This window comes from Streptomyces sp. NBC_01210, from assembly GCF_036010325.1.
Classification (GTDB): Bacteria; Actinomycetota; Actinomycetes; order Streptomycetales; family Streptomycetaceae; genus Streptomyces.
This window is the reverse complement of record NZ_CP108549.1, coordinates 6,810,805-6,834,287: the sequence shown is the minus strand read 5'-3', so window position 1 is coordinate 6,834,287 and position 23,483 is coordinate 6,810,805. Positions and strand designations below refer to the sequence as shown.

Sequence of the window (23,483 nt, the reverse complement as noted above, 5' to 3'; positions counted from 1 at the left end):
TATGGACCTCGTCCGCTATGCGGGCTGCGTGTGTCGTCCGTCCTGCTGAATTCGCCTTCCTCGCGCGCTGTGGCCTGCTGAGCCCGCGTGCTCTCCCGCGAACTTCCAGGACGGTTTCCGTGTCCCAGCCTGTCTCTGCCCCTGTGGCCACCCGTGACTCGAGCGCGCCGACCGCCGCCGAGCTGCTCGACTTCGTGCGGCGCTGCGCCGCCGACAACGACCTCATCGCCTCGCTCCCACTCGATCCCGAGGGCCGTACCTGGGTACGGCTCGAGGGCCCGGGCGGCAGTGAGGCCTGGCTGATCGGCTGGCCGCCGGGCACGGGCACCGGCTGGCACGACCACGCCGAATCGTTCGGCGCGTTCGCCACGGCCGCGGGCGAGCTGAAGGAGAACGCCCTCGCCGTGCGGCTGCCCGCGAGCGGATGGAAGACCCTGGAACTGAACGAAGGGGTCGACCGCGAGCGGCAGTTGGCGGCGGGCAAAAGCCGGGCCTTCGGAACACACCATGTGCACGAGGTGCTGAACAAGTCGGCCACCGAGCATGCCGTATCGGTCCATGCGTACTATCCGCCGCTGCCGCTGATCCGGCGCTTCAGCCGGTCCGGCGCGGTGCTCCGTCTTGAGCATGTCGAGCGTCCGGAGGACTGGCAGTGAGCGAGCGGATCGGGATCGACGAGCTTCTGGAGCGGGTGCGGGAGGACCTGGACCGGGTCGAGCCGAAGGATGCCTTCGAGGCGGCCGCGGACGGGGCGCTGCTGGTGGACATCCGGTACGCGGCGCTGCGCGAGCGGGACGGGCTGATTCCTGGTGCACTGGTCGTCGAACGCAATGAGCTGGAGTGGCGGCTGGACCCGCAGGGCAGTCACCGTGCGCCGGAGGCGGTAAGTCACGATCTGCGGGTCGTGGTGATCTGCAACGAGGGCTACGCGTCGTCTCTCGCGGCCGTGTCCTTGCGGCAGTTGGGCATCCATCGCGCGACGGACCTGGTCGGCGGCTTCCAGGCCTGGAAGACCGCGGGCCTGCCGGTCGAGCCGTAGGTACGTCGGGAGCGGGCCGGTCCTGCGGTCCTGCTTGGCGGTGGCCAACTCGGTGGCGCGAGCATGCCGCTGGGGTGGCGGCGGCGCCAGGACGCGGGCCGGGGCTCGCGTCCAGGAGCCGGCATGTCCGGGAGCCGGCGCGGGCGGCGGTGGTTGCCCCAGCCGCGGGCGCGACGTAGGCGCAGCCCTGCTCGCACCCCCGGCGCGGGCGCACCGTATGCCCAGCCCTGGACGGCACCCTCGGCGCGGGCACGACGGAGGCGCAGCTGAACGCACCCCTGGTGCGGGCGCACCGAGGCGCAGCCCTGGACGGCACCCTCGGCGCGGGCGCACTGCAAGCCCAGGCGCGCAGCCCGCGGCGGCCGCGCTAGAAGCCGTCGCCCTCCAGGTCGTCCATGTCCTCGCCCTCTTCTTCCAGGGCGCGCTTGACCACCCGGAGGGCCGTGCCCTCGGGGTACCCCTTGCGGGCGAGCATGCCGGCCAGGCGGCGAAGACGACGGTCGCGGTCGAGGCCGCGGGTGGAGCGGAGTTTGCGGGCGACCAGTTCGCGGGCGGTCTCCTCCTCCTGCTCGGGGTCGAGCTGCCCGACCGCCTCGTCGATCAGCGCGGAGTCCACGCCCTTGGTACGCAGCTCCCGCGCAAGAGCGCGCCGTGCGAGGCCCCGGCCGTGGTGCCGGGACTCCACCCATGCGTCCGCGAAAGCCGCGTCGTTGATCAGGCCCACGTCCTCGAAGCGTGAGAGGACCTCCTCGGCCACCTCCGAGGGAATCTCACGCTTGTGCAGCGCGTCCGCGAGTTGCTTGCGCGTGCGCGGGGTCCCGGTGAGCAGGCGCAGACAGATCGCCCGCGCCCGCTCGGCCGGATCCTGGGGTGGCGGCTCCCCCTTCTCGGCCCTCGACGAGAAAGGGGGGCCGCTGTCCGGGTCCGGCCAGTCCGTTCGCCGTGCCACGGGTCAGCTCTTGGTCGCCGAGGCCTTGGTCGCCTTGGTGGCCTTCGCCGCCGGGGCGGGCACCTTCGCCGCGTCCTCGGCGCCCGCGGCACCTGCCGCGTCCGCGCCCGGCTCGGCCGTCGGAGCCTCCGGCTTGACGCCGACGCCCAGCTTCTCCTTGATCTTCTTTTCGATCTCATTGGCGAGATCGGGGTTGTCCTTCAGGAAGTTACGGGCGTTCTCCTTGCCCTGGCCCAGCTGGTCGCCCTCGTACGTGTACCAGGCGCCCGCCTTCCGTACGAAGCCGTTCTCCACGCCCATGTCGATCAGGCCGCCCTCGCGACTGATGCCCTGGCCGTACAGGATGTCGAACTCGGCCTGCTTGAAGGGCGGCGCGACCTTGTTCTTGACGACCTTGACGCGGGTGCGGTTGCCGACCGCGTCCGTGCCGTCCTTCAGGGTCTCGATACGACGGATGTCGAGCCGCACCGAGGCGTAGAACTTCAGTGCCCGGCCACCGGTCGTGGTCTCCGGCGAGCCGAACATCACACCGATCTTCTCGCGGAGCTGGTTGATGAAGATCGCCGTGGTCTTGGACTGGTTCAGCGCGCTGGTGATCTTCCGGAGCGCCTGGCTCATCAGCCGCGCCTGCAGACCGACGTGCGAGTCGCCCATCTCGCCCTCGATTTCCGCGCGCGGCACCAGCGCCGCGACGGAGTCGATGACGATCAGGTCGAGGGCGCCGGAGCGGACGAGCATGTCGACGATCTCGAGCGCCTGCTCGCCGTTGTCCGGCTGGGACAGGATCAGGTTGTCGATGTCGACGCCCAGCTTCTTCGCGTACTCGGGGTCGAGGGCGTGCTCGGCGTCGATGAAGGCCACCGAACCGCCCGCCTTCTGGGCGTTGGCCACGGCGTGCAGCGTGAGGGTGGTCTTACCGGAGGATTCCGGTCCGTACACCTCCACCACGCGGCCGCGCGGCAGGCCGCCGACGCCGAGCGCGACGTCGAGCGCGGTCGACCCGGTGGGGATGACCTCGATGGGCTCGTTCGGCCGCTCGCCCAGGCGCATCACCGCGCCCTTGCCGAATTGCCGTTCAATCTGTGCGAGCGCGGCGTCGAGCGCCTTCTCGCGGTCGGTTCCTGCCATGGGTTCCACCCGATTTGCTTGAGTCGATCGCTTCACGTCAAAGACGCTAACCCCTGCCACTGACAATGGGCGCCGACGTCCTTCCAGCCTGTGGATAACTCTCGGAAACCGAGGGCCGGAATCCCATAAGAATGGATGTTCGATTTCGGTGTCAAGCGCACCACCCGGCACACCGGTCGGCCCGCCGAACCGCGCATCACACGGCTCGTCGCCCGGCTCGTCACGCAAGCCGGTGCCTTCCGGCACAAGGGCCACCCGCCCCTCCCGACCCCGACGGCCGGGAGTCCTGCCTCAGGCCCCGTCGTCGGTGTCCGCTCCGGCATTCCGCCCGCCTGCGCCGGCGACCGGAGCGTTACGGCCCTTTCGCAGCACGTGCCACACCCGCGCGAACGTCCTTCCGTCGCGCAGCCGGAGACCATGCACACGCGGATCGTCGGTCACGGCGTACCGCTTCACATACGCGCCGAGGAACGCCTGGAGGGTGGCCACCGCCGGGATCGCGATCAGCGCGCCGACCGCTCCCAGCAGCGCTGTGCCCGCGACAACCGAGCCGAAGGCCACCGCCGGGTGTATGTCGACGGTCTTCGAGGTGAGCTTGGGCTGCAGCACATAGTTCTCGAACTGCTGGTAGATCACGACGAATCCGAGCACCCACAACGCGTACCAGGGGTTGACGGTGAAGGCGATCAGCATCGGCAACGCGCCCGCCAGATACGTACCGATGGTCGGGATGAACTGCGAGACCAGACCGACCCAGACCGCGAGCGCCGGGGCGTACGGCACACCCAGGATCTCCAGCAGGATGTAGTGCGCGACGCCGGAGATCAGAGCCATCAGGCCGCGCGAGTAGAGGTAGCCGCCGGTCTTGTCGACCGCGATCTCCCAGGCGCGCAGCACCTCGGTCTGCTTGGCCGGCGGCAGTACGGAGCAGATCGCGCGGCGCAGCCGGGGCCCGTCGGCCGCGAAGTAGAACGAGAACAGGAAGATCGTCAGCAGCTTGAACAGCCCGCCGAGCACGGTGGCTGAGATGTCCAGCACTCCGCTCGCGCTGTTCTGGACGTACTTCCGCAGCCAGTCCGAGCGCAGCAGGCTGTCCTGGACCTCCACCCGGGAGAGCTCGGTGTGGAAGGTGTCGTTGATCCAGCGGATCACCGAGTCGAGGTACTTGGGGAAGTCCTCGACCATGTCGACGATCTGGCCCGCCAGCATCGAGCCGAGCAGCACCATGAAGCCGGCACCCGCGATCAGTACGGCGAAGAAGACCAGGAAGGTGGCGAGGCCGCGGCGCATGCCGCGCGCTGCCATCCGGCCGACCGCCGGTTCGATCGCCAGCGCCAGGAAGAAGGCGATCAGGATATTGAGCAGCAGCCCTATGAGCTGGTGGAAGGCCCAGCTGCCGAGCTGGAAGCAGGCGAAGAGCGCCAGCGCGAGCACCATGGCACGCGGCAGCCAGCGGGGCATACGGCCGGAGCCACCGGGGCCGCCCTCAGGTGCGGGAGGCGGCACGGTCGGTGGGGTCGTGTCCTGAGCGGCTATGCCTTCGGCGGCTATGCCCTCGGCAGGCACGTCCTGGTCGGGCACGTCCTCAGCGGTCATGTCCTGGTCGGTCTTGTCGGTCGGGGCCACGCGGCCAGTGTCGCCCATGACTGCCGGGGGTAATCGGCCGCCCCGTGTCTCACCGCTCCTCCCACCGATTTCCGGCCGCTCGTCCCGTCGCTCGCGTGACCGTGCGCCGCGCCACTCGCCTCAGCGTTTGTCCACGGGGATTCCGACGGCGGCGCAGACTCCGCGCCACACATCCTTCGTCTCCCAGCCGGCGGCCAGCGCCTCATGGACCGTACGGCCCCCGAGCTCGGCCATCACATGGTCGCGCGCGAAGGAATCGGCGTACGCCTGACCGAAGTGGTCCGCCATCCGCTCCCAGAAAATCGTCAACCGCATGACCTCAGTATCCCGCCCCTGGGGGTGCAGCCGCGTCCGTCCCTCTTGCCGAAAGGCCTTTCCGCCCTACGGTCAGAACATGGCTGGAACCGGAGCAACCCCCGCGTCCTCGCTCGCGTCACCCCTCGCCCGCGCCGAGCACTTCATCTGGCTGACGGCCCGGGTGCTGGAACAGCGGCGGTTCGCGTACCACTTCCTCGGCGGCGGCTCGGACACCGTCGAGACAGCCCTGGCCGCGTACCTCAACGAGGACGGCGGTTACGGCCACGCCCTCGAACCCGATCTGCGCGGCCCCGTCAGCCAGCCGCTGCACACGGCCCACGCCCTGCGCATCCTCGACTCCATCGGCCGCTGCGGCGGACTGCGCGTGGAGCGGATGTGCCGCTACCTGACGGAGGTGTCGACGCACGACGGGGCACTGCCCGCGATCCACCCGTCCCAGCGCGGCTATCCGTCCGCGCCCTTCATCCCGATCGTCGACGACCCGCCGAGCGAGCTGCTCGCGACGGGTCCCGTGGTGGGGCTGCTGCACCGTAATCAGGTGTGGCACGCCTGGCTGTTCCGGGCCACGGACTTCTGCTGGGCAGCCGTCGACACGCTGGAGAAGTCCCATCCGTACGAGATCGAGGCCGCCTTGGCCTTCCTGGACGGCACCCCGGACCGTTCGCGCGCCGAGGCCGCGGCGGGCCGACTCGGCCGGCTGGTGCGCGAGCAGCGCCTGGCGGTGCTGGATCCGGAGCGACTCGACGAGTACCCGGTCGCGCCTGGCTACGCGCCGCAGGAGCATCACTTCCCGCACGACTACGCCCGTACGCCACAGTCACTCGCCCGCCGCTGGTTCACGGACGAGGAGATGGCGCGTTCGCTCGAGCATCTCGCGGAAGAGCAGCGCGAGGACGGCGGCTGGCCCGTCAACTGGCGCCAGTGGGCACCCGGCACAGCCCTGGAGTCGCGGCCGATCATGACGATCGAGGCGCTGCGGACGCTACGGGCGCACAGTCGCGCCATCGGCTGACGCGACCGGCCACCGTCGTTTTCCCCTCCGTGTGGTCAGCCCCCGAGTGCGCGCACGCCCGCCGTGACCGCCACCGCCGCCCCGACGACCACCAGGAAGGGGGCGCGCAGGACCAGTGCGAGCGCTGCCGCCGCAAGGCCCGCGGCCCGTGCGTCGAGGACGAGGGAGTTGTCGGCGCTGAAGGTCTGCTGCGCGGTGAGCGCGGCCAGCAGGGCGACGGGCAGCAGGGCGGCCAGCCGCTGGACCAGGGGCCGCTCGAGGGCGTCGGCCGGGACGAGCAGGCCGACCAGCTTCACGAGGTAGCAGCCGACGGCGGTCGCCGCGATCGCGATCCAGATGCTCAACGGTCCTCACCCTTCGCGCTGTCTGCCTTCTTGCTGTGTGTCGTCATGCTGTCCGTCTTCAGGCAGTCGCTCTTCGTGCCGTCGGTGATCGTGCGGCCCTTGAACCAGAGGACGGCGGGCGCGGCCAGCGCGGCGACCAGCACCGGCACTCCGGCGGGCAGCACCGGCAGAAACCCGAGTCCCAGGATCACGGCCAGCCCTGCGACAGCCCGCTCGGTCGTCGTACGCAGCATGGGCGCGAGGAGCGCGAGGAAGACCGCAGGTCCTGCGGCGTCCAGCCCCCAGGCGGCGGTGTCGCCGATGGCTTCGGCTCCGAGCGCCCCCAGGAACGTGGTGAGGTTCCACAGCACATACAGGGTCAGCCCGGTGACGGTGAAGCCGAGGCGCACGGCGCGCCGCGTGGGCTGGGCAAGGGCGACAGCCGTGGTCTCGTCGATGACCCAGTGCGCCGCGAAGGGGCGTACGAAGCGGGGCAGGGCGAGCAGCTGGGACAGCCGGAGACCGTAGAACGCGTTGCGTACGCCGAGGAAGAAGGCGCCCGCGGCGGCGGCGAGCGGATTGCCGCCGGCCGCGATCGCACCGACCAGCGCGAACTGCGAGGCACCGGTGAAGACCAGCAGGCTGAGCGCACATGTCTGCAGCAGGCTGAGGCCGGATCCTGCGGAGGTCACGCCGAAGGCGAAGCCGGACAGGCCGACGGCGATGCCGACGCCGAGCGCGTCGCGTACGACGGCCGAGTCCGACTTGGACACGGGCTCCGCGGTGGTGCGTATCTCTGAGGGGGCCATCGTGTGAATCTCTGGGGGAGCTGTCTGTTCTGCCACGACGCGGAACTTACGCGGGGCCCTCGCCGGTGGTCTTGTACGTTCTTGCGCGCTCCTTGCGGTACGCCCCGGGCGGGACGCCGACGATCCGGGTGAAGTGCCGGTTCAGATGCGGCTGGTCGGTGAAGCCAACGGCGACGGCCGCCTCGGCGGGCGCTGTGTCTGCCTCCAGGAGGTGGCGGGCGCGGCGCACACGCGCGTCGGTGAGCCAGGTGTGCGGCGGCATGCCGTATGCCGCCTTGAAGGCGCGCAGCAGCGCGAAGGGGCTGCTGCCGAGCTCCTTCGCCAGCTGTTCCAGGGAGGGCGGCTCGGCCATCCGCTCCTCGAGGAGCTCCTTCGCGAGGGCGGCGGTGCGGGCGCCGGAGGCCGTGGGCGCACGGGAGGGGAGGGCGCTTCCGTGGCGGCCGAGCAGCCGGGCCACCGCGATGCGCAGCAGGCTGTCGGCGGCCAGTGCGTTGCCTTCCTCCGCCGCCCGGTGCACCCCGCGTATCAGCTGGGCGGTCTTGGGGTCCTCGACGATCGTCTCGGCGAATCCAGGGGTGCCGCGGAGCGTGGTCACGGCCCCGGCGATGTCGGAGACGAGCTCCACGGAGGGGTAGAGGGTGGCGTACGTCCAGCCTTCGGGCACCCCGGCGCGGGCGGCGTGCGGCACCTCCGGGTTGATCATGACGACGGTTCCGGGGCCCGCTTGGATGACTCCCTCCGGCAGGCTCACGTCCTCGAGACCGCCGGTGACCGCCCCGAAGGTGAAGCCCTCGTGGCTGTGGCGCGGGAAGGTGTGCCGGACATATCGGGCACGCAGCAGATCGAGGCCCGGCAGTTCCTCGTACTGCCAGTGCCTCGCCCACTCGTGCGGTATCGGCCGCCCCATGCAGCCATTGTGCTCCGGCCGCCTCATCGCTGACCTGGGGGTCCATGAGCTGGACAGCTGATTGTCAGTGGTGCGGTGCACGATAGGGGGCATGGCCAGGTCTGCACTCGACTCCTTCTCTCCCGCGACCCGAAGCTGGTTCACGGGGGCGTTCAGCGCGCCCACCGCCGCGCAGGAGGGGGCCTGGCAGGCCATCGGGGAGGGCTCGGACGTGCTGGTCGTGGCACCGACGGGCTCCGGCAAGACCCTGGCCGCGTTCCTCGCCGCGCTGGACCGCCTCGCGTCCGCGCCGCCGCCCGCGGACGCGAAGATGCGGTGCCGCGTGCTGTACGTATCGCCGCTCAAGGCGCTCGCGGTCGACGTCGAGCGCAATCTCCGCAGTCCGCTCACCGGGATCCGTCAGGAGTCCGTGCGGCTCGGGCTGCCGGAGCCCGAGGTGCGGGTCGGTATCCGCTCGGGTGACACCCCGCCCGCCGAGCGGCGTTCGATGGCCACCAAGCCACCGGACATCCTGATCACCACGCCCGAATCGCTGTTCCTGATGCTCACCTCCTCGGCACGGGACGCGCTGTCGGGGATCGAGACGGTGATCCTCGACGAGGTGCACGCCGTCGCCGGCACGAAGCGGGGCGCGCACCTCGCTGTGTCGCTGGAGCGGCTCGACGAGCTGCTGCCACGCCCGGCCCGGCGGATCGGCCTGTCCGCGACGGTACGGCCGGTGGACGAAGTGGCTCGCTATCTGTCACCGCAGCGCAAGGTGAAGATCGTCCAGCCGCCCTCGGGCAAGGAGTTCGACCTGTCGGTGGTCGTCCCGGTCGAGGATCTGGGCGAGTTGGGCGGCTCCCCCGCGTCCGAGGTCTCGTCGTCCTCATCCGGCAATGGCGAGAAGCCGTCCATCTGGCCGCATGTCGAGGAGCGCATCGCGGATCTCGTCCAGGCACACCGCTCCACGATCGTCTTCGCCAACTCCCGCCGCCTGGCGGAGCGGTTGTGCAACCGCCTCAATGAGATCGCGTACGAACGCGCCACTGGTGAGGCAATGCCCGAAAAGCCGGCACCGGCCGAGATCATGGCTCAGTCCGGAGCCGCACAGGGCGCCCCTCCCCTGCTCGCCCGCGCACACCACGGCTCGGTCTCCAAGGAGCAGCGGGCGCTGGTCGAGGAGGACCTGAAGGCGGGCCGGCTGCCGGCCGTTGTGGCCACCTCCAGCCTGGAGCTGGGTATCGACATGGGCGCGGTCGACCTGGTGGTCCAGGTCGAGTCCCCGCCGTCCGTCGCCTCCGGCCTGCAGCGGGTCGGCCGCGCCGGCCACCAGGTGGGCGCGGTCTCCACCGGCGTCGTCTTCCCCAAGTACCGGGGCGATCTGGTGCAGGCGGCCGTGGTCACCGAGCGAATGCGCACCGGCTCCATCGAGGCGCTCCGTGTCCCGTCCAACCCCCTGGACGTACTGGCACAGCAGCTTGTCGCGATAGTCGCCCTCGACACCTGGCAGGTCGACGATCTACTGGCTCTGGTCCGCCGGGCCGCGCCGTTCGCCTCGCTGCCCGAGTCGGCCTTCACCGCCGTCCTCGACATGCTCGCCGGACGCTATCCCTCCGACGCCTTCGCCGAGCTCCGCCCCCGCGTGGTCTGGGACCGCGTCGCGGGCACGGTCACGGGCCGCCCGGGCGCGCAACGACTCGCCGTCACCTCCGGCGGCACCATTCCCGACCGCGGCCTCTTCGGCGTCTTCCTGGCAGGCGCGGACCCGAAGAAGGGCGGCGGCCGGGTCGGCGAGCTCGACGAGGAGATGGTGTACGAGTCCCGGGTGGGCGATGTCTTCACCCTGGGCACCACCTCCTGGCGGATCGAGGACATCACCCGCGACCGGGTGCTCGTCTCACCGGCCCCAGGCGTGCCGGGCCGGCTCCCCTTCTGGAAGGGCGACCAGCTCGGCCGCCCGCTCGAACTGGGCCGCGCGGTGGGCGCGTTCCTCCGCGAGGTCGGCGGCCTGACCCCCGAGGACGCCCGGCTCCGTCTGCTGGCGGCCGGTCTGGACGCCTGGGCAGCCGACAATGTCCTCGGCTATCTCGACGAGCAGCGCCGCGCCTGCGGCCATGTGCCGGACGACCGGACGATCCTGGTCGAGCGTTTCCGCGATGAGCTGGGCGACTGGCGGGTCGTGATCCACTCCCCTTTCGGGGCCCAGGTGCACGCGCCGTGGGCGCTGGCGCTCGGTGCCCGGCTCGCCGAGCGGTACGGCATGGATGCTCAGGTCATGCATGCCGACGACGGCATCGTGCTGCGGCTGCCGGACGCGGATCTGATGGGCCTGGACCTCCTCGACCAGGACCCGGTCCACCTCGACACGACGTTTGACAGCGAGCAGGCACCGGTCGGCGCGGCGGACACCGTCTTCGACAAGGGCGAGATCAATCAGATCGTCACCGACCAGGTGGGCGGCTCCGCCCTCTTCGCCTCCCGGTTCCGCGAGTGCGCCGCGCGTGCGCTGCTGCTCCCCAGGCGCAGCCCCGGCAAGCGCACCCCGCTGTGGCAGCAGCGCCAGCGGGCGGCCCAACTGCTGCAGGTGGCGAGCGAGTTCGGGTCCTTCCCGATCGTCCTCGAGGCGGTCCGCGAATGCCTCCAGGATGTCTTCGACGTCCCCGGCCTCACCGAGCTGATGGGTGATATCGAGTCCCGCCGGGTCCGGCTGGTCGAGGTCACCACCCCGGAGCCCTCGCCCTTCGCACGGTCGCTGCTGTTCGGTTATGTCGCCCAGTTCCTGTACGAGGGGGACTCGCCCCTCGCCGAGCGTCGCGCCGCCGCCCTCTCGCTGGACTCCCGGCTGCTCGCCGAACTCCTCGGCCAGGCCGAGCTGCGGGAGCTGCTCGACGCCGATGTGCTCGCCGAGCTGGAGCGGGAGCTGCAGTGGCTCGCCGAGGACCGCCGGATCAAGGACAAGGAGGGCGTCGCCGATCTGCTGCGGATCCTCGGCCCGCTCACCGATGCCGAGCTGACCGAGCGCGGCGGCGACCCTCAGTGGCCACAGGATCTGGCGGCGTCGCGCCGGGCCATCCGGGTCCGGATCGCGGGCGCGGACCACTGGGCGGCGGTCGAGGACGCGGGCCGGCTGCGCGACGCGCTGGGCACGGCGCTCCCGGTGGGCGTTCCGGAGGCGTTCACCGAGCCGGTCAAGGACCCTTTGGGCGACCTGCTCGCCCGGTTCGCGCGTACGCACGGCCCGTTCACCTCGACCCAGGCGGCGGCCCGCTTCGGCCTGGGCACGGCCGTCACGGACGGTGCACTGCAGCGCCTCGCGGCGACCGGGCGGGTCGTACAGGGTGAGTTCCACCCTTCCGGCATCGGCCAGGAGTGGTGCGACGCGACCGTGCTGCGCCGGCTGCGCCGCCGGTCGCTGGCAGCCCTGCGCCATGAGCTGGAGCCGGTCCCGCCCGCCGCGCTCGCCACCTTCCTCCCCAAGTGGCAGCACCTGGGCAGCAACAGCCTGCGCGGCATCGACGGACTGGCGCGCGCCATCGAGCAGCTCCAAGGTGCCGCGGTCCCCGCCTCCGCCCTCGAGAAGCTGATCATCCCGTCACGTGTCTCCGGCTACACCCCCGCCCTTCTCGACGAACTCACCACGGCGGGCGAGGTCGTGTGGGCCGGAGCGGGCTCGCTGCCCGGCAAGGACGGCTGGATCTCCCTCTACCTCGCCGACACCGCCCCGCTGCTTCTCCCCCCGCCCCACCCCCTGGAGCTCACCGCGCTGCACGAGTCCGTCCTCAGCGCCCTCTCCCCCGGCTACGGGCTGTTCTTCCGCCAGATCACCGACCAGGTCCGGGCCACCACACACCCGGACGCCGCCGATGCCCAACTGGCGGACGTCATCTGGGACCTGGCCTGGTCCGGCCGGCTCACCAACGACACGCTGGCTCCACTGCGTTCGCTGCTCGGATCGGGCCGCACCGCCGGTTCCACGGCCCACCGTGCCAAGCGGACCGTCCCCCGCGGGCGCTACGGCAGCCTGACCGCGGCCGCCCGCCCCGCCTCCCGTACGGGACCGCCGACAGTGAGCGGCCGCTGGTCTCTGCTCCCGGCCACCGAGCCCGACCCGACCCACCGGGCACATGCCCTGGCCCGTACGCTCCTCGACCGCCATGGCGTGGTGACCCGGGGCGCGGTGGCGGCCGAGGGCGTGGAAGGAGGCTTCTCCGCGACGTACCGGATCCTCTCGGCGTTCGAGGACAGCGGACAGGCGCGCCGCGGCTATGTCGTGGAGGGGCTCGGCGCGGCCCAGTTCGCGATGGACGGCGCGGTCGACCGCCTCCGTGCGGCGGCCACGGCAAAGGACCGGGCCGATGAGCAGACGGCACCGCGCGCCGTTGTGCTGGCCGCCGCGGATCCCGCCAATGCGTACGGGGCCGCTCTGCCCTGGCCCGAGCCGCCGACCGGTGCCGGGCACAAGCCCGGCCGCAAGGCGGGCTCGCTGGTCGTCCTCGTGGACGGCGAGCTCACGCTCTACCTGGAGCGAGGCGGCAAGACCCTGCTGGCCTGGGCGACCGACCCGGACGCCCTCGCCCTCCACGCGGCGTGCGATGTCCTGGCCAATGCCGCTCGCGCGGGCGCGCTCGGCACCATCACGGTGGAGCGGGCCAACGGCACACCGGCGCTGACCTCTCCGCTGGCCCGCGCCCTGGAGACCGCGGGCTTCCACGCAACCCCGAGGGGGCTGCGTCTGCGCCCCTGAGCGCCAAGCCGCTGACCCCGGCCCGCCGTGTCCCGCATCATGGATGCCATGCCCGAAGGAGACACCGTCTGGCTGACCGCCCAGCGCCTGCACACCGCACTCGCCGGGCAGGTCCTGACCCGTTCCGACCTACGCGTCCCGCGTTTCGCCACCGCCGATCTCACCGGCCGGACCGTCCTGGACGTCACCCCGCGCGGCAAGCACCTCCTGACCCGCATCGAGGGCGGCCTCACCCTGCACTCGCACCTTCGTATGGACGGCTCCTGGCAGGTGTACGGCTCCGGTGAGCGCTGGCGCGGCGGCCCCACGCACCAGATCCGTGCCATCCTCGGCAACGCCGCACACACCGCCGTCGGCTACCGGCTCCCCGTCCTGGAGCTGCTGCGCACCGCCGACGAGGAGCAGACGGTGGGACATCTCGGCCCGGACCTGCTGGGCCCGGACTGGGACGCGGACATTGCCGTCGCCAATCTGCTCGCCGACCCGGCCAGGCTCCTCGGCGAAGCGCTGCTCGACCAGCGCAATCTCGCCGGCATCGGCAATGTCTACAAGTCGGAGCTCGCGTTCCTGGCCCGCGTGACGCCCTGGCTGCCCGTCGGCGAGCTCCCCGCCGGCATCACGGAGCGGCTCATGATCACGGCTCACCGCCTCCTGGAAGCCAACAAGCACAGCTTCGACCGTCGTACCACGGCGAACACGGCAGCCCCGACCGGCGGCCGCCGCCCCGGTCCCCGCCTCCATGTCTACGGGCGCGAGGGCATGCCCTGTCTGCGCTGCGGCACCCCCATCCGCAAGGCGGACCAGGGCGACGGCAGCCGCGAACGCCCCACCTACTGGTGCCCTCGCTGCCAAACAGGACCCACTGATTGACGACCCGTCAGATCCGGTCGTACCTTCCCCGCATGGCCCTCAAGGCGTACGACCTCACCGGCCGCACCGCGTTCGTCACCGGCGCGGCCAGCGGCATCGGCCGCGCCTCCGCCGTCCTCCTCGCCGAGGCGGGAGCCACCGTCCACTGCGCCGACCTCGACGAAAAGGGCCTCCACGAGACCCGGACCCTGATCGCCGACGCGGGTGGGGCCGCGCACACCCACACCCTCGACGTCACCGACCGCGCCCGGCTCAGGGCCGCGATCGCGAGCGCGGACCGGCTCGATGTCATGGCAGCCGTCGCCGGCATCATGCACAGCAGCACGGTCCTGGAGACGAGGGACGAGGATCTCGACCGTGTCCTCGCGGTCAACTTCAAAGGGATTCTGTACGCATGCCAGGAGTCGGCCCGCGCCATGATCGCCGCGGGCACCCACGGCTCCATCGTCACCATGGCCTCGGGCGCCGTCGACGCCGCGAATGCCGGTCTGCTCTGCTACAGCGTGGCCAAAGCGGCGGTGGTGCAGCTCACCAAGACCCTCGCGACCGAGCTCGGGCCGCACTCCATCCGCGTCAACGCCGTCGCCCCCGGCTGGATCCGCACTCCCATGACCGACCGCCACGACGAGGCGCTCCAGCTCAAGGCCGAGGCGACCATGGTCCGGATGTCCCCACTGCGCCGAGTCGGCGAGCCGCAGGACATCGCCCATACGGTCCTTCATCTGGCGTCCGACGCATCATCCTTCACGACGGGCCAGATTCTCCGCCCGAACGGCGGCGTGGCGATGCCCTGGTGATCTCGCGGGAAGCCGTCACATGCACCGGCAGCAGACTCAGCCCCCACCCGCCCGCCGCCATCGCACCCTCGACGAGCCCCGCCTGCTGCGGTATGAGCACCAGCCGCAGCACGGCCCACCACCACAGCCCGCCGACCACGAGCCCGAGAGCGACCACCGGCACGAGGACCACCCCGCGTACTGCCATGGCTGCCTCCTCCGGCCCACGCTAGACCGGCGCGATCACCCGGCGGGAGGGCGCACGGGTGGACAACGCGGCGCGCGGAGCGCTGGTCCCCTCACTTCCCATCACTCCAGAGTGCGACGACAAGCCGAAGTCCGCAGTGCCTGGAAGGCGTTTGCCGCCGCGCCCCCGGCGCGGCCGCCGAGGCCGAGCCCGGCAGCCCGGCCACGGCGCATACGCCTACGCGCTCTCCGCCTGGAACATCCACGCGTGCTTCTCCAGGTCTGCCGTGAGCCCGATCAGAATGTCCTGGGTCACCGGATCCGGGTCCGCCGTCGCCACGATCCGCTCCCGCATCCGCCCGATCACCGCGCCCAGCGCATCCACCAGGACCTGTACGGCGTCCGTGTCCTTGACCCATCCCTCAGGCACCGCGCCGATCGCGCTCTGCGCCGCCACCGTCGCGGCCCGCCCGTCCGGCGGCACCCCGACAGCCGACGCCCGCTCGGCCACCGTGTCGGAGTGCAGCCGCGCCGTAGCCACGACCTCGTCGAGCTGCAGATGGATAGACCTGAAGCGTGGGCCGACCACATTCCAGTGGACCTGCTTCGCCACCAGCGAGAGATCCACCAGGTCCACGAGCGCTCCACGCAGGGCGTTGCCGACCGTCTTGAGGTCCACCTCGGACAGAGGGCTCTTCACGACAGACATCCATGTCCTCCACTCGGTACACAGCTACTGGCTCCGCAGACACCATCCACGATTACACAAACACCCAAAAACGGGCATCCGGGGAAAGCGAAAGCCCCGACCAGCACTCGAGTACCAGTCGGGGCCCAGCTGTAAACCAAGCCGTACGGATTCAGGCGGCGACGACGTCGACCGCCTCCGCAGGCGCCTTGATGGTCACCCGCTCCGTCGGCACACCCGCCACCGACGTCACGGAGACGGAATTGAGCATCGGGCGTACTGGCGCAGGCACCCGTTCGCTCGCCGCTGCCGACTCGGCCAGTTCGGCCAGTGACAGCTCGTCGCTCACTTCGCGCATGAGCTCGGACATCCGTACGTCAAGCGCGTCGCAGATCGCGGAGAGCAGCTCGGAGGAAGCCTCCTTCTGCCCCCGTTCCACCTCGGAGAGATAGCCGAGAGATACTCGGGCGGACGAGGAGACTTCGCGCAGAGTACGGCCCTGGCGCTGGCGCTGCCGACGCAGCACGTCACCCAGCAGGCGACGGAGCAGAATCATCGGTGGCTCCCTCCTCGGACCGCGTAGCCGCATCCTTCACGCCCCACCGTACCGCCTCGTGCCGCGGCCGTGCGGGGAGCGATGTCGTGTTCACTCAGGGCTGCAAACATCAAGTCCCCCCGTTCTGTTCCGTATCCTGTGTCCGCGCATTTTCTTGCAGTTCGCCGGAGAGCAGCTCGAGCACGCTCCGTACACACTCTCTACGGATTTCCGCCCGGTCACCGTTCAACCGCAGTGCGGCGACTTTCGCCATGCCATTCGGCCCCGCAACGGCCACATAGACCGTCCCGACGGGCTGTCCGTCCTGTGGATCCGGCCCCGCTACACCCGTGGTCGCGATCCCCCAGCCGGCGCCCAGCACCTCCCGTACCCCGGCCGCCATCTGCCGTGCGACCTCGGGATCCACCGCGCCGCGCTCCGCCAGGAGGGCCCCGTCGACCCGCAGAACTTCCCTCTTGAGAGTGGTTGCGTACGCCGTGACAGATCCGCGGAAGGACTTCGAGGCACCCGGTACGGAGGTGATCTCGGCGGCCACCAGGCCGCCGGTCAGCGACTCGGCGACGGCCAGCGTCTCGCCACGCTCCGCGAGCAGAGCCAGCACCCGAGCCGCCGTCTTCACCGTGCGTCCCGCGCTTCCTCCGCCGCCGCGTCCCCTGCAGCGGTGCGCTCCGCGGCGAGCCCCCGGCGCCTCAGCACAATCGCCTGTCGCACATAGTCGAGGCCGGTGACCACCGTCAGCAGGACGGCGAGCGCCATCACCCAGAAGCGCAGGGTGGCGAGCGGCCCGGTCAGCGCGAGGACGTACATCCCCACCGCCGTGCCCTGCGCGAGCGTCTTCATCTTGCCGCCGCGGCTGGCCGGAATGATCCCGTGCCGGATAACCCAGAACCGCATCAGCGTGATCCCGAGCTCACGGAAGAGAATGACGCCGGTCACCCACCACGGCAGATCCCCGAGCGCCGACAGGCAGATCAGCCCGGCGGCCATGATCGCCTTGTCGGCGATCGGATCGGCGATCTTCCCGAAGTCGGTGACCAGGTTGTACGTACGTGCCAGATGGCCGTCGAAGATGTCGGTGATCATGGCGACGGCGAACGCCGCCCACGCCCAGGCACGCCAGGCCGGGTCGTAGCCGCCGTCCTGCAGCATCAGCATGACGAAGCCGGGCACGAGCACCAGCCGCACCATGGTGAGGATGTTGGCGATGTTCCACAGGCTGGCCTGATTGACGGCCGCAGCGCCCAGCTTGCCGCCGGGCGCCCTACCGGTGCCGCCCGCGGATGCCGGCACTCCGGTCATCTGCCCGCCTCCTCGTCAAGACACTCGGCCACCAGGTCGACGCCTTCCGTACCCATGACCTTCGCCTCGACCATACGGCCGGGGACAAGCCCACGACTCGTGGTGAAGATCACCTGACCGTCCGTCTCCGGCGCCTGGTGCGCAGCGCGGCCCACCGCACCGTCCTCGCCGTCCACCGACTCGACCAGCACTTCGAGGCTCTCGCCGAGCCGCTCCTCGGCGCGCTGGGCGGTCAGCTCCTCCGCGAGCCGGGAGAGGTGCTCGAGCCGCTCCGCGATGACGTCCGCGTCGAGCTTGTTGTCGTACGAGACGGCTTCGGTGCCGTCCTCGTCGGAGTAGCCGAAGACGCCGATGGCATCGAGCCGCGCCCCGGTGAGGAAGCGTTCCAGCTCGGCGAAGTCCGCCTCGGTCTCGCCGGGGAAGCCGACGATGAAGTTGGACCGCACACCCGCCTGCGGAGCCTTGCCGCGGACGGTCTCCAGCAGCTCCAGGAATCGCTCGGTGTCACCGAAGCGCCGCATCGCGCGCAGCACGCCCGGCGCCGAGTGCTGGAAGGAGAGGTCGAAGTACGGCGCGATCTTCGGCGTCGAGGTGAGGACGTCGATCAGTCCGGGCCGCATCTCGGCGGGCTGCAGATAGCTGACCCGCACCCGCTCGATCCCGTCCACCTCGGAAAGCTCCGGAAGCAGAGTCTCCAGCAGACGGATGTCGCCGAGGTCCTTGCCGTACGAGGTGTTGTTCTCCGAGACCAGCATGATCTCCTTCACGCCCTGCTCGGCCAGCCAGCGCGTCTCGCCGAGCACATCGCTGGGCCGGCGCGAGATGAAGGAGCCGCGGAAGGACGGGATGGCGCAGAAGGAGCAGCGCCGGTCGCAGCCGGACGCAAGCTTCACCGAGGCGACAGGACTGGTGCCCAGGCGGCGCCGGAGCGGCGCACGCGGCCCGGACACCGGAGCGACACCTTCGGGAAGGTCCTCCGGGGCCGGCGCGACCTCACCGTGCCCGGGCAGCGCCACATCGGTGGCGTCCTGCCGCTCGACCGGGCTCAGCGGAAGCAGCTTCCGCCGGTCGCGCGGGGTGTGGGAGGCGTGGATTCCGCCATTGAGGATGGTCTGCAGTCGGTCGGAGATATCGGCGTAGTCGTCGAAGCCGAGCACTCCGTCCGCCTCGGGCAGCGCCTCGGCGAGCTCCTTGCCGTACCGCTCGGCCATGCAGCCGACGGCGACCACGGCCTGGGTCTTGCCGTGGTCCTTCAGATCGTTGGCTTCCAGCAGGGCGTCGACGGAGTCCTTTTTGGCGGCCTCGACGAATCCGCAGGTGTTGACGACTGCGACATCCGCGTCGGAGGCTTCCTCGACGAGCTCCCAGCCGTCCGCTGCCAAGCGGCCTGCGAGCTCCTCCGAGTCCACCTCGTTACGGGCGCAGCCGAGAGTGACAAGGGCGACGGTACGGCGTTCGGGCATGGGCTCAAGACTACTTTGTCCTGACCCACGCCCTGGCCCCGAGGGCTGTCGGCCCTCCGGACGCCTCCGGGGCGCCCTTCAGCAGCGGCCTGCTAGCCGCCCTCGGGGTCGCCCTTCGTGTACGACAGCCGCTCGACCCGACCGGTCTCGAACTGGTCCTCGACCTTCTTGCCGTTCACGAACAGCTCGATCGCCCCGGCGTTCCCGAGGATGAGATCGACCCGCTCGTCGTCCTGGAAGGTCTTGGACTCGCCCTTGAGCAGCGTCCCGTCGAAGAGCAGCTTGCCGTTGTGCGACTTGGCGGAGATCCAGCTCTTGTCGTCCAGGACGGAGAGCTTCACCGTCACCTTGTCCTTCGGCACCGCAGCGATGGCGCTGTCCGAGGGGTCGGGCTTGGGGTCGGCGGGCTTGCTCGTGGACGGCCGCGGCGGGCTGGGCTTCTGCTCGGGCGCCGGGCCCTCCGCGACGTGGTTGCCCTTGCTGCCGTTGTCTGCGCCGTTGAAGAGCGTGAACGCGACAAAGCCGATCACGGCGACGATCGCGGCGACCATGGCCGCGGTCCAGTTGGGGCGGCGCCGTTCCGGGCGGATGCGTTCGGCCTCGAAGAGCGGCGCGGCAGGCGTCGGCGCAGGCCGTCCGCCGTGCTCCGCGTCGTACTGCGCGACGAGCGGATCGGGGTCGAGCCCGACGGCACGCGCCAGCGAGCGGATATGCCCGCGGGCGTAGACATCGCCGCCGCAGCGGGAGAAGTCGTCCTCTTCGATCCCGTGCACGATGGGAATGCGCACCCGGGTGGAGGTCGTGACCTCGTCAACGGTCAGACCTGCGTCAATGCGGGCCTGCTGGAGCGCTCGACCGATCGAAGGCCGTTCGTCGTCGGTCGAAGGCCGGTCGTCTTCGATTGAAGGCCGGTCGTCTTCGGGGGAGTTGCCGATGGACACGGGGGCGCCTTTCGAGCGTGTAACCACCTGCTGGAGGTTCAGTCTATGGGTGGTACGAAAGGGTGGGGCAACCGGGCGGAGGGACTTTGTACGCCATCAGAATGGCCGGACATCCGTGATGGTGGGACATCTGTCTGTCCCTCCCTCCAACTTGACGTACGAGTGGGGGAAACGGTTGCTCTCCGGACCCTTAAGAATCTAAGAGTCAGACTCCCCGCGTATCACGGCGAGCACTCCATCCAGTTCGTCCGGTTTCACCAGAACATCGCGTGCCTTCGAGCCCTCGCTCGGCCCGACGATGCTCCGTGACTCCATTAGATCCATCAGTCTGCCCGCCTTCGCGAAGCCGACACGCAGCTTCCGCTGAAGCATTGAGGTCGACCCGAACTGGGTGGATACGACCAGCTCGGCGGCCTGGCAGAGCAGATCGAGGTCGTCGCCGATGTCCTCGTCGATCTCCTTCTTCTGCTTCGTCCCGACCACCACGTCCTCGCGGAAGACCGGCGCCATCTGATCCTTGCAGTGCTGCACCACCGCCGCGACTTCGTCCTCGGTCACGAAGGCGCCCTGCATACGGGTGGGCTTGTTGGCACCCATCGGGAGGAAGAGCCCGTCGCCCTTGCCGATCAGCTTCTCCGCGCCCGGCTGGTCCAGGATGACCCGGCTGTCGGCGAGCGAGGAGGTCGCGAAGGCGAGTCGCGAGGGCACATTCGCCTTGATCAGACCGGTGACGACATCGACCGACGGCCGCTGGGTCGCCAGTACCAGATGGATGCCGGCCGCGCGCGCCAGCTGGGTGATACGGACGATGGCGTCCTCGACATCGCGCGGCGCGACCATCATCAGATCCGCGAGCTCGTCGACGATCACCAGCAGATACGGGTACGGGGTGAGCTCGCGCTCACTGCCCTCCGGCGGTTTGACCTTGCCGTTCCTGATGGCCTGGTTGAAGTCGTCGATGTGCCGGTAGCCGTACGCCGCGAGGTCGTCGTAGCGCAGATCCATCTCTCGTACCACCCACTGCAGGGCCTCCGCGGCCCGCTTGGGGTTGGTGATGATCGGGGTGATCAGGTGCGGAATGCCCTCGTACGCGGTGAGCTCGACCCGCTTGGGGTCGACGAGCACCATCCGTACGTCCTCCGGCGTCGCCCGCACCATCACCGAGGTGATCAGGCAGTTGATACAGGACGACTTTCCGGAGCCGGTCGCGCCCGCGACCAGCATGTGCGGCATCTTCGCGAGGTTGGCCATCACATAGCCGCCCTCGACGTCCTTGCCGAGTGCGACCAGCATCGGGTGCTCGTCCCCTGCGGCGTCCGCGAGACGCAGTACGTCGCCGAGGTTGACCATCTCGCGGTCGGAGTTCGGGATCTCGATACCGACCGCGGACTTGCCGGGGATCGGGGAGATGATCCGTACGTCCGGGCTGGCGACGGCGTACGCGATGTTCTTGGTGAGCGCGGTGATCCGCTCGACCTTCACGGCCGGGCCCAGCTCCACCTCGTACCGGGTGACCGTCGGGCCGCGGGTGAAGCCGGTGACAGCCGCGTCGACCTTGAACTCCATGAAGACATTGCTGAGCGAGGCGACGACCGCGTCATTGGCGGCGCTGCGCGTCTTGCCGGGGCCACCCCGCTCCAGCAGGTCGAGGGAGGGCAGCGCGTAAGTGATGTCGCCGGCGAGCTGCAGCTGCTCGGCGCGCGGCGGCAGGGGGTGGGACTCGTCGGGCGCGGGCTTGGTCAGGTCCGGAACGGACGACTTCGACCCGCGGTCCCGCTGCTCGCGCTCCTTCGGCTCCGGCTGTTCGGGCTCGCGCGCGTTCGGTACGGGGGTGGCGGCCCGCTGTCGTTCGGCGGTGACATCCCGGGTGAGATCGGCGACGAGCGGCGAGGGCGGCATGCCGTTCAGTACGGCCCCGTCGAGTGCCGCGGCCGCCGCCGCGGCCACGTCCACGGCATCCATCGGACGGTTCAGGGCAGGCTGCACAGAGACCCTGCGCGGCCGCCGGCGCTTGGCGAACGCCTCCTCCTCCGCATGGTCCGCGTCGAACTCCGCCGACTCCTCGCTCCGGCGCGCGGACGAGCGGCGCCCACGGGCGGGCACGGCATCGCGCCACCGGTCCTCGTACCGCTCGTCGTCGTCCGTGGTCTCGGCCCCGGCGTCGTACGGCGGTTCGGCGATACCCAGCCTGGAACCGAGCAGCCGCAGCCGCTGCGGAACGGCGTTGACGGGCGTCGCGGTGACCACGAGCAGCCCGAAGAGCGTGAGCAGCACGAGCAGCGGTACGGCCAGTACCTCGCCCATGGTGAAGATCAGCGGCTTGGAGGCGGCCCAGCCGATGAGCCCGCCCGCGTCCTGCATCGCCTCGGTGCCGTCCTCGCGGCCCGGTGAGCCGCAGGCGATATGGACCTGGCCGAGGACGCCGATGACCAGTGCGGACAGTCCGATGACGATCCGGCCGTTGGCCTCGGGCTTCTCGGGATAGAGGATCAGGCGCACGGCGATGGCGGTCAGCAGTATCGGCACGAGCAGATCGAGCCGACCGAAGGCGCCGGTCACCAGCATCTCGACGAGGTCGCCGACCGGACCGCTCAGATTGGACCAGGTGCCGGCGGCGACGATCAGCGCCAGACCGAGGAGCAGCAGCGCCAGACCGTCCTTGCGGTGCGCCGGGTCGAGTCCTTTCGCGCCGCGCCCTATGCCGCGGAACATCGCCCCCACCGCGTGTGCGAGGCCGAGCCAGAGAGCGCGCGCGAGCCGGTACACGCCCCCCGTGGGGGACGGTGCCGGCTTCGGCGCAGCAGCTTTCTTGGTCGCTGCCTTTTTGGCGGGCGCCTTCTTCGCGGGCGCGCTCTTCTTCGCGGCGGACTTCTTGGCGGGCGCCGCCTTCTTCGCGGCGCCGGTCGTACGGCCGGCGCGCGGCTTCGCGGTGCCCGCCGCGCCCTGGGAACCCTTGCCGGACGTACGTGAGGCCATGGTGGTGAGGTTACCGGTGTCGACGGCAGGGGACACGTGTGCCTACTGCTTCACCCGTTCGTGTCGCCCGGATGGAGGCGTGAAGCTGACGCCCCCTCAAGGATGGGGCAGCCGTTCAGTTCTGCGAGGGGAGTGTCGGCGCGCCGCCGCCGGTGCCGGGCTCCAGCGCGTCCAGCGCCCGGCGGAGACCGGTCAGTTTGCGTTCGAGATGGGCCGCGGTTGCGACGGCCGCGGCGTCCGCCGAGTCGTCGTCGAGCTGCTTGGACAGCGCTTCCGCCTGCTCCTCAACTGCCGCAAGCCGTGCGGAAAGCTCAGCGAGAAGGCCTGCCGGCTCCTTGGTGTCGCCCGGACTCGCCTGGCCGCCGCCCTCCAGCTGCAGCCGCAGCAGCGCGGCCTGCTCACGCAGTTGGCAGTTCTTCATATAGAGCTCGACGAAGACCGAGACCTTCGCCCGCAGCACCCACGGGTCGAACGGCTTGGAGATGTAGTCGACCGCGCCCGCGGCATAACCCCGGAAGGTGTGGTGCGGGCCGTGGTTGATCGCGGTGAGAAAGATGATCGGGATGTCCCGGGTCCGCTCGCGCCGCTTGATGTGCGCGGCCGTCTCGAATCCGTCCATGCCCGGCATCTGGACATCCAGCAGAATGACCGCAAAGTCGTCCGTCAGCAGCGCTTTGAGCGCTTCCTCCCCTGACGATGCCCGCACCAGTGTCTGATCGAGCGCAGAGAGGATGGCCTCCAGCGCCAGCAGATTCTCCGGCCGGTCATCGACCAGGAGGATCTTGGCCTTCTGCACCATGGCCCGCCCTCCTCGCCCCGGATGTGCACCGGGCGCCGCCCCAGGGGACGACTCCCTTGCGTCGCCCGTCCTTGTGCCGGTCATGGTAGCCG

The 23,483-nt window shown here is 70.4% G+C and carries 23 protein-coding genes; 7 read left to right on the top strand and 16 right to left on the bottom strand.

The features are described 5' to 3' along the window. Position 1 precedes the first annotated feature (1 nt). The 3 genes from OG735_RS42070 to OG735_RS31170 all read left to right on the top strand — a co-directional run bounded on the left by OG735_RS42070 (position 2) and on the right by OG735_RS31170 (position 1,039). On the top strand, positions 2-49 hold the full coding sequence (locus tag OG735_RS42070) for a hypothetical protein (protein ID WP_309506048.1): 48 nt from the start codon (positions 2-4) through the stop codon (positions 47-49). A gap of 70 nt (positions 50-119) precedes the next feature. Beyond that, positions 120-656 (top strand): cysteine dioxygenase, encoded by a 537-nt coding sequence (locus OG735_RS31175; protein ID WP_327326456.1) that lies wholly within the window; start codon positions 120-122, stop codon positions 654-656. After that, on the top strand, positions 653-1,039 hold the full coding sequence (locus tag OG735_RS31170) for a rhodanese-like domain-containing protein (RefSeq protein ID WP_327326455.1): 387 nt from the start codon (positions 653-655) through the stop codon (positions 1,037-1,039). The genes OG735_RS31175 and OG735_RS31170 overlap by 4 nt, the downstream gene beginning before the upstream one ends. A gap of 367 nt (positions 1,040-1,406) precedes the next feature. Here the strand turns inward: OG735_RS31170 and recX are convergent, their stop codons facing one another. The 4 genes from recX to OG735_RS31150 form a co-directional block, all read right to left on the bottom strand. Next, positions 1,407-1,988, bottom strand: coding sequence for a recombination regulator RecX (gene recX / locus OG735_RS31165; protein WP_327326454.1), 582 nt, complete (start codon positions 1,986-1,988; stop codon positions 1,407-1,409). A gap of 3 nt (positions 1,989-1,991) precedes the next feature. After that, positions 1,992-3,116: a recombinase RecA gene (gene recA / locus OG735_RS31160; RefSeq protein WP_327326453.1), complete on the bottom strand. Its 1,125-nt coding sequence runs from the start codon at positions 3,114-3,116 to the stop codon at positions 1,992-1,994. 291 nt (positions 3,117-3,407) lie between these two features. Then, entirely contained in the window at positions 3,408-4,577 is a 1,170-nt protein-coding gene (locus OG735_RS31155; RefSeq protein ID WP_327328516.1) for an AI-2E family transporter, read from the bottom strand. A gap of 285 nt (positions 4,578-4,862) precedes the next feature. Further along, positions 4,863-5,057: a DUF3046 domain-containing protein gene (locus tag OG735_RS31150; protein WP_327326452.1), complete on the bottom strand. Its 195-nt coding sequence runs from the start codon at positions 5,055-5,057 to the stop codon at positions 4,863-4,865. Between the two features lie 79 nt (positions 5,058-5,136). Between OG735_RS31150 and OG735_RS31145 the strand changes: the two genes are divergently transcribed. Continuing rightward, entirely contained in the window at positions 5,137-6,072 is a 936-nt protein-coding gene (locus OG735_RS31145) for a hypothetical protein (RefSeq protein ID WP_327326451.1), read from the top strand. Positions 6,073-6,107: 35 nt separating this feature from the next. On the opposite strand, the gene OG735_RS31140 is transcribed toward OG735_RS31145, so the two are convergent. Genes OG735_RS31140 through OG735_RS31130 form a run of 3 tightly spaced genes read right to left on the bottom strand, consistent with a single transcriptional unit; the run spans position 6,108 to position 8,111 of the window. Further along, positions 6,108-6,416, bottom strand: coding sequence for an AzlD domain-containing protein (locus tag OG735_RS31140; protein WP_327326450.1), 309 nt, complete (start codon positions 6,414-6,416; stop codon positions 6,108-6,110). Next, entirely contained in the window at positions 6,413-7,240 is an 828-nt protein-coding gene (locus OG735_RS31135) for an AzlC family ABC transporter permease (protein ID WP_442812520.1), read from the bottom strand. The genes OG735_RS31140 and OG735_RS31135 overlap by 4 nt, the downstream gene beginning before the upstream one ends. 10 nt (positions 7,241-7,250) lie before the next feature. Next, the gene (locus OG735_RS31130; RefSeq protein WP_327326448.1) at positions 7,251-8,111 is read right to left on the bottom strand and encodes an AraC family transcriptional regulator; all 861 of its coding nucleotides are present in this window, start codon (positions 8,109-8,111) and stop codon (positions 7,251-7,253) included. Between the two features lie 91 nt (positions 8,112-8,202). On the opposite strand from OG735_RS31130, the gene OG735_RS31125 reads away from it, so the two are divergent. Genes OG735_RS31125 through OG735_RS31115 form a run of 3 tightly spaced genes read left to right on the top strand, consistent with a single transcriptional unit; the run spans position 8,203 to position 14,504 of the window. Continuing rightward, positions 8,203-12,837 carry an ATP-dependent helicase gene (locus OG735_RS31125; protein ID WP_327326447.1) on the top strand — a complete coding sequence of 1,545 codons (4,635 nt, stop codon included), beginning with the start codon at positions 8,203-8,205 and terminating at the stop codon, positions 12,835-12,837. Positions 12,838-12,885: 48 nt separating this feature from the next. Continuing rightward, positions 12,886-13,707, top strand: coding sequence for an Fpg/Nei family DNA glycosylase (locus tag OG735_RS31120; RefSeq protein ID WP_327326446.1), 822 nt, complete (start codon positions 12,886-12,888; stop codon positions 13,705-13,707). Between the two features lie 32 nt (positions 13,708-13,739). Continuing rightward, positions 13,740-14,504, top strand: coding sequence for an SDR family NAD(P)-dependent oxidoreductase (locus tag OG735_RS31115; protein ID WP_327326445.1), 765 nt, complete (start codon positions 13,740-13,742; stop codon positions 14,502-14,504). On the opposite strand, the gene OG735_RS31110 is transcribed toward OG735_RS31115, so the two are convergent. From OG735_RS31110 to OG735_RS31070, 9 genes are all read right to left on the bottom strand, one after another. Continuing rightward, the gene (locus OG735_RS31110; RefSeq protein ID WP_327326444.1) at positions 14,452-14,691 is read right to left on the bottom strand and encodes a hypothetical protein; all 240 of its coding nucleotides are present in this window, start codon (positions 14,689-14,691) and stop codon (positions 14,452-14,454) included. The two genes, OG735_RS31115 and OG735_RS31110, sit on opposite strands and share 53 nt — an antisense overlap. Before the next feature lie 216 nt (positions 14,692-14,907). Beyond that, positions 14,908-15,378 (bottom strand): Dps family protein, encoded by a 471-nt coding sequence (locus tag OG735_RS31105; protein WP_327326443.1) that lies wholly within the window; start codon positions 15,376-15,378, stop codon positions 14,908-14,910. A 151-nt stretch (positions 15,379-15,529) separates the two neighbouring features. After that, on the bottom strand, positions 15,530-15,913 hold the full coding sequence (locus OG735_RS31100) for a helix-turn-helix domain-containing protein (protein WP_327326442.1): 384 nt from the start codon (positions 15,911-15,913) through the stop codon (positions 15,530-15,532). Positions 15,914-16,022: 109 nt separating this feature from the next. Further along, complete coding sequence (locus OG735_RS31095) at positions 16,023-16,532, bottom strand: CinA family protein (RefSeq protein ID WP_327326441.1); 510 nt, start codon at positions 16,530-16,532, stop codon at positions 16,023-16,025. After that, positions 16,529-17,212, bottom strand: coding sequence for a CDP-diacylglycerol--glycerol-3-phosphate 3-phosphatidyltransferase (pgsA, locus tag OG735_RS31090; protein ID WP_327326440.1), 684 nt, complete (start codon positions 17,210-17,212; stop codon positions 16,529-16,531). Before pgsA ends, OG735_RS31095 begins: the two co-directional genes overlap by 4 nt. Further along, the gene (gene rimO, locus OG735_RS31085) at positions 17,209-18,675 is read right to left on the bottom strand and encodes a 30S ribosomal protein S12 methylthiotransferase RimO (RefSeq protein ID WP_327326439.1); all 1,467 of its coding nucleotides are present in this window, start codon (positions 18,673-18,675) and stop codon (positions 17,209-17,211) included. Before rimO ends, pgsA begins: the two co-directional genes overlap by 4 nt. A 92-nt stretch (positions 18,676-18,767) precedes the next feature. Continuing rightward, positions 18,768-19,616: a helix-turn-helix domain-containing protein gene (locus tag OG735_RS31080; protein WP_327326438.1), complete on the bottom strand. Its 849-nt coding sequence runs from the start codon at positions 19,614-19,616 to the stop codon at positions 18,768-18,770. Between the two features lie 198 nt (positions 19,617-19,814). Continuing rightward, a complete protein-coding gene (locus tag OG735_RS31075; RefSeq protein WP_327326437.1) occupies positions 19,815-22,592 on the bottom strand; it encodes a DNA translocase FtsK in 2,778 nt (925 codons plus the stop codon). 115 nt (positions 22,593-22,707) lie between these two features. Continuing rightward, the gene (locus OG735_RS31070) at positions 22,708-23,391 is read right to left on the bottom strand and encodes a response regulator (protein WP_327326436.1); all 684 of its coding nucleotides are present in this window, start codon (positions 23,389-23,391) and stop codon (positions 22,708-22,710) included. Between the last annotated feature and the right edge of the window lie 92 nt (positions 23,392-23,483).

Excerpts from the sequence above, each read along its gene's own strand:
- recA (WP_327326453.1), bottom strand. The coding sequence starts at position 3,116 with ATGGCAGGAACCGACCGCGAGAAGGCGCTCGACGCCGCGCTCGCACAG.
- OG735_RS31155 (WP_327328516.1), bottom strand. The coding sequence starts at position 4,577 with ATGCCCCGCTGGCTGCCGCGTGCCATGGTGCTCGCGCTGGCGCTCTTC.
- OG735_RS31150 (WP_327326452.1), bottom strand. The coding sequence starts at position 5,057 with ATGCGGTTGACGATTTTCTGGGAGCGGATGGCGGACCACTTCGGTCAG.
- OG735_RS31145 (WP_327326451.1), top strand. The coding sequence starts at position 5,137 with ATGGCTGGAACCGGAGCAACCCCCGCGTCCTCGCTCGCGTCACCCCTC.
- OG735_RS31130 (WP_327326448.1), bottom strand. The coding sequence starts at position 8,111 with ATGGGGCGGCCGATACCGCACGAGTGGGCGAGGCACTGGCAGTACGAG.
- OG735_RS31125 (WP_327326447.1), top strand. The coding sequence starts at position 8,203 with ATGGCCAGGTCTGCACTCGACTCCTTCTCTCCCGCGACCCGAAGCTGG.
- OG735_RS31120 (WP_327326446.1), top strand. The coding sequence starts at position 12,886 with ATGCCCGAAGGAGACACCGTCTGGCTGACCGCCCAGCGCCTGCACACC.
- OG735_RS31115 (WP_327326445.1), top strand. The coding sequence starts at position 13,740 with ATGGCCCTCAAGGCGTACGACCTCACCGGCCGCACCGCGTTCGTCACC.
- OG735_RS31110 (WP_327326444.1), bottom strand. The coding sequence starts at position 14,691 with ATGGCAGTACGCGGGGTGGTCCTCGTGCCGGTGGTCGCTCTCGGGCTC.
- OG735_RS31105 (WP_327326443.1), bottom strand. The coding sequence starts at position 15,378 with ATGTCTGTCGTGAAGAGCCCTCTGTCCGAGGTGGACCTCAAGACGGTC.
- OG735_RS31100 (WP_327326442.1), bottom strand. The coding sequence starts at position 15,913 with ATGATTCTGCTCCGTCGCCTGCTGGGTGACGTGCTGCGTCGGCAGCGC.
- pgsA (WP_327326440.1), bottom strand. The coding sequence starts at position 17,212 with ATGACCGGAGTGCCGGCATCCGCGGGCGGCACCGGTAGGGCGCCCGGC.
- rimO (WP_327326439.1), bottom strand. The coding sequence starts at position 18,675 with ATGCCCGAACGCCGTACCGTCGCCCTTGTCACTCTCGGCTGCGCCCGT.
- OG735_RS31075 (WP_327326437.1), bottom strand. The coding sequence starts at position 22,592 with ATGGCCTCACGTACGTCCGGCAAGGGTTCCCAGGGCGCGGCGGGCACC.
- OG735_RS31070 (WP_327326436.1), bottom strand. The coding sequence starts at position 23,391 with ATGGTGCAGAAGGCCAAGATCCTCCTGGTCGATGACCGGCCGGAGAAT.